The following is an 11,755-nucleotide window of genomic DNA, read 5'->3' as shown; positions in this document are numbered from 1 at the left end:
GGCGCGGCGCTGGCGCACTTTCGGATCCCTGCCACCCGACAGGGCTAGCGATTGCAGCCATGCAGTTTTCCGGGCCGTCGAAGACGGTGGAGATGATCCATGGACATGACCCGCATTCGAGATCACATGGTGGACCATCAACTCACGCGCCGGGGCATACACGATCGACAGGTCATCAGCGCCATGCGCACTGTGCCGCGCGAGAAATTCGTAGATCCTGGTTTTGAAGAATCCGCCTATGAGGATGCACCGCTGCCGATCGGCGAAGGCCAGACGATTTCGCAGCCGTTCATCGTCGCTTTGATGATCGAAAAGGCCGGGTTGAATTGCGGCGATATCGTGCTCGAGGTGGGGACGGGCTCCGGCTATGCTTCGGCCGTCATCAGCCGGATAGCGACGTGCGTCTACTCCATCGAACGCCATGAACGGCTGGCGCTTCAGGCTCGTGAACGGTTCGCGCCGCTGGGTTATAGCAACATTGATGTCCGGATCGGAGACGGCAGCCTGGGCTGGGCCGAAGCTGCGCCGTTCGACGCCATTATCGTTTCTGCGAACGCACCCGAGGTGCCGTCCGCCTTAAAGGAGCAGTTGGCCCTCGGCGGGCGGCTCATCATCCCGATTGGCCACGGCAATACCCAGCGGCTGAAACGCGTCACGCGCACCGGGGCCGCCGCTTTCGAGGAAGAAGATCTCGGCGGGGTGATCTTCGTTCCTTTGATCGGCCAAGAAGCCTGGAGCGCTGCACACCCGATGTACACTGCGACCGTCCCGTTGCAGGGAACTTATGCATCGGAGCAAAGTTTTCTGCAAAATCAGCAGGGAGAGCGAATGGGAGAAAGACAAAAGTCGCCAGACCTGCCGGAAGGTGTGCTCGATCATGGCAAATTCCAGCGGAGGTTCTGGGCAGTTCAACGCATTTCCTGGATCGTCTTTGTGCTTGTTCTGCTGGCCTGCCTGTTGGGTTTGCTCGGCAGAGGTGGCCTGTTTTCACGGCAGATGCTCTTTTTAGCCGATGGCTCTGTCGACTTTCCCGTCATCTCCCGGTGGAATGCGCCAGAGGATATGGTCGTCAACTTCGCGCCGTCATCCGAAGACAGGATCTTCACGATGGATGCCGAGTTTCTTCAAACCTTTTCAGTCGAGGGCGTCGACCCACCGCAAAGGGCGACCTTCGCGCGCGAAGGCAGGATAGGCTATATGTTCCCCGGCGATCCGGCCGGGCGGACGCAGGTCGTGTTCCGTCTGCAGACACAGCTCGTCGGCTCCCGCCGCGCCACCATCGGCATCGGCGAAGAGATCCGGACGCAATCAACCTTCATCTTTCCCTGAGGGCGACAACGTGGACGCGGTACTGCGCGGATTAGCGATCTATTTCACACTGCTGGTGATCATTCGCCTCTCGGGCAGACGGACGTTGGCGCAAATGACGCCATTCGATCTTGTGATCGTGCTGGTGATTTCAGAAACCACGCAGCAGGCGATGTTGGGGGACGATTTCTCGATCACGAACGCCGTCATCTTGATCCTCACGCTATTCACCACAGACATCGGCCTGTCCTATGTGAAGAGGTGGTGGCCCCCCGCAGCGCATATCGTCGATGGCGTGCCGACCGTACTCGTGGCGGACGGCGTTTACGACGAACGCGCGCTTAAGGGCTGCCGGCTGCAGAAAGAAGATGTCATGGAAGCGGCGCGAAACCAGGAAGGCATCGCGAGCGTAGCGGAAATCAAGTTTGCGATCCTTGAGGTGAGTGGCAACATCAGCATCATCAAGAAGCGAAATCCTGCTGACGATTGAGCCGTCCTTGCGTTGGCTAACCCGATCTTCCGGATCACATCGTGCACGCCTCGCCCGGCGCGAGGACACGGGAACTCTCGGCCTCTCCAATAGTTTAGCGGTGAGCAACCCAGGAGATCCCGATGAAACGCTTTATCATTGCCTCACTTGCCCTCTCGCTCGCCGTTCCTGCCTTCGCGCAGTCGGCCGCCGAAAAGACCGGCGTCAATTCGTTGATGGGCGTTCCGCCGAAAACCGAGGATTTCGTCAAAGAAGCAGCAGCCAGCGACATGTTCGAAATCGCTTCCAGCAAACTGGCTGCCGAGCGTGGCGACGATGCGACGAAAGCCTTTGCCCAGCAGATGGTTGCCGACCATCAGAAGACCAGCGGCGAACTGAAGGCACTGATCTCCGGCGGCAAGGTCAAGGCCACCCTTCCCGACGCCATGACGTCGGCTCAGCAAAGCATGCTGGACAAGCTCAACGGCCTGCAGGGAGATGATTTCAACAAGCAATATCATTCGGACCAGGAAGAAGCTCATGAAGATGCCGTCGATCTTTTCAAGCGCTATGGCGATGAAGGGGACAATCCCGAGCTGAAGGCATGGGCGGCAAGCACACGCCCTGCTCTCGAACATCATCTTCAGATGGCCAAGGAACTTAACAAGTAAGCAGTGATAGAGCTTCGGTATCGTGGCGATGCCGAGGTTCCTCTAGGCGATCAAATTTCTGTCGGAGGCGATGAAGAATGACGACGAGAGAAAAATCCGCGCCTACCGGATTTGGGAAAGCGAAGGACGTCCGGCGGGCCAAGATCTCGCTCATTGGTATAGGGCCAGTGCCATCGCGGCTGATCCGGCTGCAGCTATGCCGACATATGTGCGCTATTACTCAGGTGTCGCCCCGGCCGGCTCGCTGATTGTCAAATTCTACCATTCGGGCAACGAGATCCGAGGTTATGTTCGCAAGGTTGCTGATAGCAATCAAGACGACGCGATATTTCCCGGTGAAGAGATGGAGCCTGAGGCGGCCTTCAAGCTGGCAGCATCCCACAATGGCAACAGCCATAACCCCGTCTTCGTCGAATTGGCAGAAGGGGTGGAATGGGACCCGGCTTGGGGACGCCTCACATATCAATCGGCCTAAGGCGGATCGCAACTCGCCGCTTGGCGTCCAACGCAAACCATCGCTCCTGATGATGGCCTCCGCCACGCTCCGGCATGCACTTCAGAAGGACAGGTCGAGCGCCCTGCCCTCGAACAGCCGATCACGCGAGCCTTCGAGATGTGTCTTCATCAGCCTTTGCGCGTCGTCGGCCCGCCCATCGGCGATCGCCTTGTAGATGGCGTTATGCTCTTCATAGACCTGCTCCAGCCCCTGGCGCGGGCCGAGCAGAGAAAGGCCGTGGAGATGCATGCCGACGGCGATATGCGCCTTCAGCGCATCGATCGAGGCCGTATAATAGTGATTGTTGGCTGCTTCCGTCACCGCGCGGTGGAAGATGAAATCGGCATCCGTGCGGTGAAGCTGATGACTGGTCGCCTCGCGCAGATCGGCAAGGGCGCTGGCGATCTTCTGGATCGCCTGCTCGTTGCGGCGCTTGGCGGCGAAATAGGCAGCGGCCGGCTCGATGGTCAGGCGGAATTCGTAGCAGCGCTGGATATCGGCGATCGTCTTAACAGGCGAATAGGCGAGCTGCGTCGTCGGCGATCCGTGGGCGCTGACGAAGGTGCCGGCGCCCTGTCTGGCATAGACCATGCCCTGGTCGCGCAGGCGGGCCAGCGCGTCGCGGACGATCGGGCGGGAGACACCCAGCATCGAGGCAAGTTCATGTTCGCCGGGCAGGCGTGAATCCGGCGGATAGTTTCCGCCGCGGATACGCTCGAGCAGCTGGTCGAAGACACGATCGACCAGTTTGACGGCCTTGCCGCGCTCCGGCTTGCCCGGCGGGCCGGCTTCCGCGTTCAAAGATTCGCCGTTCGCTTCAACCACGTCATTCTCCCCGGCGGTATCTTATGCCGCCTGATTCCGAAGAACCAGCTTTAACAAACTATCCGGCTTACCGAAGCCCCCCGACTTGACGGCACACCGAAAAGACCGCCCGTCGGCGGCCGTGACATCGAACCAGGGAACGCCCGCCTCGATCTCGCCCTTCGGCATGAGCACCCTGACCCCAAGCGCCTGGAAAACCGCAAGCGCCGTATCGCCGCCGCCGACCATCAGCATATCGGGTCTCGTATCGTCGATCACCCTTTTGACGCCGGCCGCAAAATCACCGGCGACGAGCGCAGCATCGGCCGCCATCTCGCCGCTGCAGCGCAGCAGCACCGGCAGCGCCAGGCCTTCCCCGCATTCGATCTGCCCCATCGGCGCGTCCACCACCATTCGCAAAGCGCCGGAGGCTTCGAGCCGGTTCATCTGGGCTAAGGTGATCGGATCGCGTGAGCCGAAGGCAAACAGCGTGCGCGGGGTCGCCGTAAATTCCGTCACCGGCCGCCGCCCGGTTTCGCCGAGCCGGCGGGCGAATGCCGCGCCGAGGCCGCGCGCACCGACGCCAAGCGTCGTCAGCCAGACATGACCCTCGACGATCTGATCGAGATCGGTATCGTCTTCGGCATCTGCAACGACAACATTATCCGCGCGGCCCGCAAACAGATCGGCAATCGGCAGCGGCCTGTCGACACCGCGGCCGACGACACAACCGCGGTAGGTCAGGCGCTCCTGATCGGGAATGGCGGGCGCCACCAGGATATTCTTCAGGCCGAGCGCATCCGCCAGCGCCAGGCTTTCCGCCGCGACATTGCCCTTCAGCCGGGAGTCGATCTTCTTCATGACGACGGCAGGCTTCACATCACGCCACACCTTCGTCGCCGATCGCACCCTTTCGGCGGCTTCGCGCTCACCAAGCGCCCGCGACGCTGTATTGACGACCACGACATCGCAGCCGGTGGCAACCGCATCCTGCGCCGCATCGACGTCGACGGCGACCGCGACCGAAAGGCCGGCCGCGACAAAGGGCGTGCCGGTATCGAGCGCGCCCGTCAGATCGTCGGCGATGATCGCGGCCTTCAGCGTCATGCGATCTCTTCCGTATTGACCGCGTGGCAGGCGACGAGATGGCCGGGCTTGGCCTCCTTCCAGACGGGTATGACCTTGCTGCAGACATCCATGGCGATCGGGCAGCGCGTGTGGAAACGGCAGCCGGAGGGCGGGTTCAGCGGGCTCGGCACATCACCCTGCAGGATCTGGCGCTGACGGGTGCGTTCATGCTCCGGATCGGTCTCCGGAACGGCTGACAATAGCGCTCTCGTATAGGGATGCAGCGGATTGTCGAACAGTTCCTCGCGGCTGGCAAGCTCGGCGAGCCGCCCGAGATACATCACACCGACGCGGGTGCTGATATGGCGCACCACCGCGAGGTCATGGGCAATGAAGAGGTAAGTCAGCCCGTATTTCTCCTGCAGATCGAGCAGCAGGTTGATGATCTGCGCCTGGATCGACACGTCGAGCGCCGAGATCGCCTCGTCGCAGACGATGAATTTCGGCTGGCAGGCGAGCGCCCGGGCGATGACGACGCGCTGGCGCTGGCCGCCTGAAAGTTCGTGCGGGTAGCGCTGGGCAAACCGGGTGGGCAGGCCGACATCGGTCAGCAGCGCCGCGACCTTGTCCTTCAGCTCGGCCTTGGTGCAAAGCTTGTGAAAGAGGATCGGCTCGCCGATCGCCTCGCCTACCGTCATACGCGGATTGAGCGTCGAATAGGGATCCTGGAAGACGATCTGCAGGTCGCGGCGGAAGGGCCGCATCTGCTTCTCGTCGAGTGTGGCGAGGTCCTGTCCCTTGTAGACGACCCTGCCGCTGGTCGCCTTGTAGAGATTGAGGATGGTGAAGCCGGTCGTCGATTTGCCGCAGCCGGATTCACCGACGAGGCTCAGCGTCTCGCCTTCCATGATGTCGAGATCGACATTGTCGAGGGCATAGACGGTCGCCGAGCGTTCGCCGAAAGCCCCGAGCTTGACGTGGAAATGCTTGACCAGGTTTTCGACCTTGAGCAGCGGTTGCGCAGCCATCACGCGGCCTCCTGCATTCTCTGGACGACGAAACAGGCGGCGCGGTGATTGCTGCTGCCGCTCAAGGGTTCGAGCCGCGGCACCCGTTCGTGACAGATCGCCTCGACGAGCGGGCAGCGCGGCGCAAAGGGGCAGCCCTTCGGGCGGCGGCCGGGCTCCGGCGGCGTGCCGCCGATCGAAGAGAGCCGGCTTGCCGGCGGATCGGACAGTTTCGGGATCGAGGAAAGCAGGCCGCGCGTATAGGGATGGCTCGGGCGGGCATAGAGTTCGTCGACCGGCGCGTCCTCGACGACGGTGCCGGCGTAAAGCACGGCGACGCGGTCGACGAGGCCGGCGATCAGCGCCAGATCATGGGTGATCCAGACGACGGACATGCCGAGCTTGGCGCGCAGATCCTTCACCAGGTCGACGATCTGGGCCTGGATGGTGACGTCGAGCGCCGTGGTCGGCTCGTCGGCGATCAGGAGCTTGGGATTGCAGGCAAGCCCAATGGCGATCATCACGCGCTGGCGCATGCCGCCGGAGAGCTCGTGCGGAAAGGCCTGCAGCCGCTCTTCGGGACCGGGAATGCCGACGAGGCGCAGAAGTTCGACGGCGCGGGCGCGGGCCTCCGCCTTTTTCATTTTTCGATGATAGATCAGCGGCTCGCAGATCTGGTCGCCGACGCGCATGACAGGATTGAGCGAGGTCATCGGATCCTGGAAGACGAAGCCGATATCGCCGCCGCGCACCTTGCGCAGCTCGCCATTCGACATCGTCTGCAGGTCGCGGCCGGCGAAGGTGGCCGTTCCCTTGGCGACCTTGATCTTGTTCGGCAGAAGCCGCATCAGGCTCAGCATGGTGAGGCTCTTGCCGCAGCCGGATTCGCCGACGACGCCGAGCGTCTCGCCCTTGTCGACATGGAGGTCGATGCCGTCGACGACGACGGCCGGACCGTTGCGGCCGTCGATCTCGACGGTGAGGTTCCTGACATCGAGCAGACGTTCTCTGTTTTGCGTGTCCATCATTTGCTGCCCCGCGGATTGAGCGCGTCGTTGAGGCCATCGCCGAGGAAGCTGAAGGCAACCGAGGCAAGGCCGAGCACCGCCGCCGGAGCGGCGAGAAGATGCGGATAATGCTGCCAGACGCGAAGGCCGTCCGAGATCATGTTGCCCCAGCTCGGCGTCGGCGGATTGACCCCGACGCCGAGGAAGCTGAAGGCGCTTTCCAGCACCATCGCCGTGCCGAGACCCGCGCTGACCGAGACGATCAGCGGCCCGAGCGCATTCGGCACGACATAACGCTTGATGATGACCCAGTTCGACAGGCCGAGCGCCTGGGCCGCGGTGATATAGGGCCGGCTGCGGATCGACAGGACCTGGGCGCGCACAAGGCGCGCATAGGGCGGCCAGGAGATCAGCGCCATCGATCCGAAGACGAGGATGAAATCCACCCAGATCGTCTGGCGGTAGAAGGGATTGAGGGTCTCGAGGTAGCGCGCCTCCATCCAGCGGGTGATCGGCGATTTCAGCGAGGCGTTGATGACGACGACAAGCAGCAGGTTGGGAACCGACATCGTCACGTCGGTCAGCCACATGATGGCGCGGTCGAAAGGATTGCCGAAGAAACCGGCGACGGCGCCAAGGGTGAGCCCGATCAGCACGGCGAAGAAGGTGACGATGACGGCAACGAGAAAGGCGGTCCGCGTGCCGAAGACGACGCGGCTGAAGACATCGCGGCCGAGGTCGTCGGTTCCGAAGAGATGGCTCATCGACGGCAGCGCGTTGCGGGCGTTAAGATCCTGGCTCAGATAGTCGTATGGCGTGAGGTAAGGCCCGAAGATCGCCGTGAAGGCGAGAATCAGGACCACGACGAGGCCGAAGACGGCGAGCTTGTTGCGCTTCAACCGATACCAGGCGTCGCGCCACAGGCTGACCGGCTGCTCCTCGACGGATTCAGGGGTGGAAAGAGGGATTGCGGACATGGTCAGCGGCTCCTTCTTGCATCATTGGCGCGGGGATCGAGCAACGGATAGAGCACATCGACCAAAAGGTTCGAGACCATTACCAGGAACGACCCGATCAGCGTGATTGCCAGAATGACGGGATAATCGGAATTGATCAGCGCCTGCACCGTCAGCCGGCCGAGGCCCGGCAGGCCGAAGACCAGCTCGACGAAGATGGCGCCGTTGACGATGGTGATCATGATGAGACCGAGCTGGGTCACGACGGGGGTCAGCACCGGCCGCAGGATATGGCGCAGCGCCACGACGATCTCCGGCACGCCCTTGGCGCGGGCGGTGCGGACGAAATCCTCCGACAGCACCTCGATGACGGCGGCTCGGGTCTGGCGCACGATCAGCGCGATCGGCTGGAAGGACAGCACCAGCAGCGGCAACAGGATGCGGACATCGAAGATGCCGCCCCAGCCATAGGGCACACTCGCACCCGGCAAGAGCACGATGAGGCCGACCATCAGCAAGGGACCGGCGACATAGGCCGGAATCGCCCAGAGGAATAGGGCCGAACCCAGAATGGCATAGTCGAGGCGCGAATTCTGGTTCAGCGCCGCGATCATGCCGAGCGGGATCGCGACGACGGTCGTCAGGATGACGGCACAGAGGGCAAGCTGGAAGGAGACGGGGGCCGCGGCCGAGACCATCGCCCAGACGGCGCGGCCCGAGGTCAGCGAATTGCCGAACTGGCCGTGCAGCAGGTTCCAGATGTAAAGCCCGAATTGCTCGATGAAGGGCCTGTTGAGGCCTGCACTTTCACGGATGGCTTCGATGCGCTGCGGATTATAGGCGACATCGCCGGGAGCGCGCAGGAAGATCAGCTTGATCGGGTCGCCGGCGCCGTAAAAGGCCAGCGCGTAGACCGCCAGCATCACCACCAGTACGGACGGAATCCAGATGGCAAACCGGGTTAGCACGTAGCGCAGCAAGGCTACCTCCCACCTGTTGTATGATGCGTTCCCGCCCTTTGCTAAAGCCCGGCAGATCGCATCTCTTCTTCTCGAACTTGCGCGAAGGCCTTGCGGCCCTCGCGCGCTCATTGTCAGAAACGATAGTCCCAATCAGCCGATGGAAATGTTCCAGGGTTCGGCGATCTGCCAGTCGAGGTTCTTCTCCATGCCCTTAACCTCCTTGGTGGCCCAGCGCGACATTGCTTGAGAATACCATGGAATGAAGGCCCAATCCTCGCGGAACGCCTTCTGGGCCTCCTGGGCGAGAGTAACGCGCTGCGGATCGTCCGCAGCCTTGGTCGCCGCTTCGGCAAGGGCGCTGTCGACCTTGTCGTTCTTGTATCCGCCGAGCTTGTTCTGCGCGTTCGACGAGGTCGAGGCGATGCTGCCCGTGAGATAGGAAACGGCGTCGGGAACGCGGGTGCCGACGTCGTCGCGGAAGATCTGGACCGAGTTCTGGTCCGGACCGGCATAGGCGTCCTGCTGCGGCTTCATGTCGACGGCCGTGATGCCGAGATTCTGGCGCCACTGCTCGGCGATGAATTGGGCGGCGGCCTGGATGGCCGGCGCCGAGATGCCGACGAACAGGAGCTTCGGCAGGCGTTCGGGCCCGCCATAGCTCGATTCGGCAAGCAACTTCTTGGCGGCTGCCGGATCATAGGGAAAGGGCTCGAAGCCGGAATTGTCGGCGCCGGGAACCGAGTTAAGGATCTGGTCGGCCTTCTTGTGCGGCCCATCCGGATAGGACGCCTTGAACAACCCGTCGCGATCGACCGCCATGATCAGCGCTTGGCGGACCTTCGGATCGTCCATCGGCGCGCGGGAGATGTTGAACCAGAAGTGCTGGCTGGTCGGGATCAGCGGGCCGGCCGAGAATTCCGGGCCGAGATCCTGGATGATCGTCGAGGTGACGAGCTCGGTATGGGCGTTGAACTCACCGGATTTGATCAGCGATGTCGCGGTGACATTGTCCTCGATCGAGGTGATGTCGATGCGGGCAAGCTTCGGCTTCTGCCCGAAGAAGTTTTCGTTCGGCTCGAATGTGATCTTGCCGGCATCGATATCGATGCTTGTCAGCTTGAACGGGCCGCAGAAGACCGGCTTGTTCTCCGGCTTGTACCAGTCGATGATCTCCTCGCCGTCGCTGCCGCGCGACTGCGACGCCTTGGTGATCGGCGCGATGTGATTTGCCAGGCGCATGAAGAAGATCGGGTCGGCGGCGGCGAGCGTCACCACCACCGTGCCGTCGTCGGGGGTCGCGACGCCGGTCAGCTCGTTGCCGGAGCCGGCGGCGATTTCGGCATAACCCTTGACCTTGCTCAGCACCTGGTCGGCGCGCTGGCTCTTGGTGTTCGGCATCGAAGCGACTTCCCACGATCCCTTGACGTCGGCCGAGGTGATCTTGCTGCCGTCGGAGAAGACGGCCTTGGGATCGATCTTGAAGGTCCACACCGTGTTGTCGGCCGATTCCCAGCTGGTGAAGACGTAAGGCTTGATGTTGCCCTGACTGTCGAAATACATCGGCGCCGCCCACCAGATCGAATTCCAGCGGAACGTTCTGCCGCCGCCGCGCAGCGGCGACCAATCCTGGTCGAAGGCCGGATGGGCGACTTTCAGGACCTGGCCTTCATCGGCCAGCACGATGCGGGCATTCATCCCGAATACGGTCAGGCCGACGCCAGCCGCCAGACCGAGCTTCAGCGCGTTGCGACGCGATAGATTGGTTTTCTCAGATTGATCAAAAGACATGGCATTCCCTCCCACGGTGAATTCGGCAGCGCTCTCCCTGCACCTGCCAGGCGCAGCACAATCCGTCCCATATCGTTCTCTTGTTATTGTAAATATGTCAACAAAAAATCGCGATTTTTGTTGCGGCAAAATTTAGCACGAAAAATATCACAGCAATAACAAATGGATAATTTTTACTTCCGGGATGAGAGCATTTTGTCTTCTTGACAAAAGTGTTGCGATGGAAAATTTTTTGCAATCCATCGCGACAGACGAACGACAATTGCCCGTGCAGCCGGAACAGACGGGACGCACCGAGGAGGGCGGAATGAGCCACAGGATTACAGGCGTTTTCAGCGCCGCCGCAACGCCGCTGACGGCAGACAATACGCCGGACCTCAGGCTTTTCATCGATCACTGCCGGCAGCTGCTGGCCGAGGGATGTCATGGCGTGGCCCTGCTCGGCACGACTGGCGAAGCCAATTCCTTTTCCGGCGCCGAGCGCCGCGCCATATTGGAAGCGGCTGTGAAGGCCGGCATTCCGGCCGACAGGCTTTTGCCTGGCACCGGCGTCGTCGCCATTCCGGAGACCGTCGAACTGACCCGGCACGCATTGTCGCTCGGCGTCACCAAGGTGGTGATGCTGCCGCCCTTCTACTACAAGGGCGTCTCCGACGACGGCCTCTTCGCCGCCTATTCGCAGGTGCTGGAAAAGGTCGCCGATACGCGTCTGCGGGTCATCCTCTATCATATTCCGCAGGTCTCGGGCGTGCCGCTCTCCATTCCGCTGATCGGCAGGCTGATTGCGGCTTTCCCGGAAACCGTCGTCGGGATCAAGGAATCTGCCGGCGATTTCAATAACATGCAGGCCATCATCGCCGCCCATCCCGGTTTTTCGGTGCTGGCGGGCGCCGATCCGCTGCTGCTGCCGCTGATGAAGGCCGGTGGCGCCGGCTGCATCACGGCCACCTCCAATCTGGTGGCGGATTCGCTGCGCACCGTCTACGACCATGTCCATGACGAGGCGCGCGCCGCCGATGTCGAGGCGGCGCAGGCGCGCATCAACGCCTATCGCACGCTGTCCAATTCCTACGTCCAGATCCCGACCATCAAGGCAATGGTGGGGTTGAAGACCGGCAATCCCGCCTGGAAGCGCACGCGCGCCCCGCTGATGCCGCTCGGCGAGACGGATTATGCCGCGCTCGCTGAAAGCTACGCCAAGCTGCCCTGAGGAGATCCG

At 62.0% G+C, this 11,755-nt stretch carries 12 protein-coding genes and 1 pseudogene; 6 read left to right on the top strand and 7 right to left on the bottom strand.

The genetic code is table 11. The features are described from left to right. The first annotated feature begins 99 nt into the window (after window positions 1-99). The 5 genes and pseudogenes from AMK05_RS24015 to AMK05_RS24000 all read left to right on the top strand — a co-directional run bounded on the left by AMK05_RS24015 (window position 100) and on the right by AMK05_RS24000 (window position 2,923). On the top strand, window positions 100-1,329 hold the full coding sequence (locus AMK05_RS24015; RefSeq protein ID WP_064841823.1) for a protein-L-isoaspartate(D-aspartate) O-methyltransferase: 1,230 nt from the start codon (window positions 100-102) through the stop codon (window positions 1,327-1,329). A gap of 10 nt (window positions 1,330-1,339) precedes the next feature. Then, entirely contained in the window at window positions 1,340-1,798 is a 459-nt protein-coding gene (locus AMK05_RS24010; RefSeq protein WP_064841822.1) for a DUF421 domain-containing protein, read from the top strand. A gap of 122 nt (window positions 1,799-1,920) precedes the next feature. After that, the gene (locus tag AMK05_RS24005) at window positions 1,921-2,448 is read left to right on the top strand and encodes a DUF4142 domain-containing protein (RefSeq protein WP_064841821.1); all 528 of its coding nucleotides are present in this window, start codon (window positions 1,921-1,923) and stop codon (window positions 2,446-2,448) included. A 70-nt stretch (window positions 2,449-2,518) separates the two neighbouring features. Continuing rightward, window positions 2,519-2,608 (top strand): annotated as a pseudogene (locus AMK05_RS36245) (DUF2934 domain-containing protein); the annotation flags it as partial. 36 nt (window positions 2,609-2,644) lie between these two features. Continuing rightward, window positions 2,645-2,923: a hypothetical protein gene (locus tag AMK05_RS24000; protein ID WP_064842271.1), complete on the top strand. Its 279-nt coding sequence runs from the start codon at window positions 2,645-2,647 to the stop codon at window positions 2,921-2,923. An 81-nt stretch (window positions 2,924-3,004) separates the two neighbouring features. Here the strand turns inward: AMK05_RS24000 and AMK05_RS23995 are convergent, their stop codons facing one another. The 7 genes from AMK05_RS23995 to AMK05_RS23965 all read right to left on the bottom strand — a co-directional run bounded on the left by AMK05_RS23995 (window position 3,005) and on the right by AMK05_RS23965 (window position 10,536). Further along, window positions 3,005-3,769 (bottom strand): FadR/GntR family transcriptional regulator, encoded by a 765-nt coding sequence (locus AMK05_RS23995; RefSeq protein WP_064841820.1) that lies wholly within the window; start codon window positions 3,767-3,769, stop codon window positions 3,005-3,007. Window positions 3,770-3,790: 21 nt separating this feature from the next. Then, entirely contained in the window at window positions 3,791-4,855 is a 1,065-nt protein-coding gene (locus AMK05_RS23990) for a four-carbon acid sugar kinase family protein (protein ID WP_064841819.1), read from the bottom strand. Further along, the gene (locus tag AMK05_RS23985) at window positions 4,852-5,844 is read right to left on the bottom strand and encodes an ABC transporter ATP-binding protein (protein ID WP_064841818.1); all 993 of its coding nucleotides are present in this window, start codon (window positions 5,842-5,844) and stop codon (window positions 4,852-4,854) included. The genes AMK05_RS23990 and AMK05_RS23985 overlap by 4 nt, the downstream gene beginning before the upstream one ends. Next, complete coding sequence (locus tag AMK05_RS23980; RefSeq protein WP_064841817.1) at window positions 5,844-6,851, bottom strand: ABC transporter ATP-binding protein; 1,008 nt, start codon at window positions 6,849-6,851, stop codon at window positions 5,844-5,846. Before AMK05_RS23980 ends, AMK05_RS23985 begins: the two co-directional genes overlap by 1 nt. Beyond that, on the bottom strand, window positions 6,848-7,807 hold the full coding sequence (locus AMK05_RS23975) for an ABC transporter permease (protein WP_064841816.1): 960 nt from the start codon (window positions 7,805-7,807) through the stop codon (window positions 6,848-6,850). The genes AMK05_RS23980 and AMK05_RS23975 overlap by 4 nt, the downstream gene beginning before the upstream one ends. Window positions 7,808-7,809: 2 nt before the next feature. Further along, the gene (locus tag AMK05_RS23970; RefSeq protein ID WP_064841815.1) at window positions 7,810-8,766 is read right to left on the bottom strand and encodes an ABC transporter permease; all 957 of its coding nucleotides are present in this window, start codon (window positions 8,764-8,766) and stop codon (window positions 7,810-7,812) included. Window positions 8,767-8,898: 132 nt separating this feature from the next. After that, window positions 8,899-10,536: an ABC transporter substrate-binding protein gene (locus tag AMK05_RS23965; protein ID WP_064841814.1), complete on the bottom strand. Its 1,638-nt coding sequence runs from the start codon at window positions 10,534-10,536 to the stop codon at window positions 8,899-8,901. A 307-nt stretch (window positions 10,537-10,843) separates the two neighbouring features. Between AMK05_RS23965 and AMK05_RS23960 the strand changes: the two genes are divergently transcribed. Further along, window positions 10,844-11,746: a dihydrodipicolinate synthase family protein gene (locus tag AMK05_RS23960; protein ID WP_064842269.1), complete on the top strand. Its 903-nt coding sequence runs from the start codon at window positions 10,844-10,846 to the stop codon at window positions 11,744-11,746. The last annotated feature ends 9 nt before the right edge of the window (window positions 11,747-11,755 follow it).

This window comes from Rhizobium sp. N324, assembly GCF_001664485.1.
Taxonomy (GTDB): domain Bacteria; phylum Pseudomonadota; class Alphaproteobacteria; order Rhizobiales; family Rhizobiaceae; genus Rhizobium.
This window is presented reverse-complemented; position numbering and strand designations above follow the sequence as displayed.

Excerpts from the sequence above, each read along its gene's own strand:
- AMK05_RS23975 (WP_064841816.1), bottom strand. The coding sequence starts at position 7,807 with ATGTCCGCAATCCCTCTTTCCACCCCTGAATCCGTCGAGGAGCAGCCG.
- AMK05_RS23960 (WP_064842269.1), top strand. The coding sequence starts at position 10,844 with ATGAGCCACAGGATTACAGGCGTTTTCAGCGCCGCCGCAACGCCGCTG.
- AMK05_RS23980 (WP_064841817.1), bottom strand. The coding sequence starts at position 6,851 with ATGATGGACACGCAAAACAGAGAACGTCTGCTCGATGTCAGGAACCTC.
- AMK05_RS24000 (WP_064842271.1), top strand. The coding sequence starts at position 2,645 with ATGCCGACATATGTGCGCTATTACTCAGGTGTCGCCCCGGCCGGCTCG.
- AMK05_RS24005 (WP_064841821.1), top strand. The coding sequence starts at position 1,921 with ATGAAACGCTTTATCATTGCCTCACTTGCCCTCTCGCTCGCCGTTCCT.
- AMK05_RS23965 (WP_064841814.1), bottom strand. The coding sequence starts at position 10,536 with ATGTCTTTTGATCAATCTGAGAAAACCAATCTATCGCGTCGCAACGCG.
- AMK05_RS24015 (WP_064841823.1), top strand. The coding sequence starts at position 100 with ATGGACATGACCCGCATTCGAGATCACATGGTGGACCATCAACTCACG.
- AMK05_RS23990 (WP_064841819.1), bottom strand. The coding sequence starts at position 4,855 with ATGACGCTGAAGGCCGCGATCATCGCCGACGATCTGACGGGCGCGCTC.
- AMK05_RS23985 (WP_064841818.1), bottom strand. The coding sequence starts at position 5,844 with ATGGCTGCGCAACCGCTGCTCAAGGTCGAAAACCTGGTCAAGCATTTC.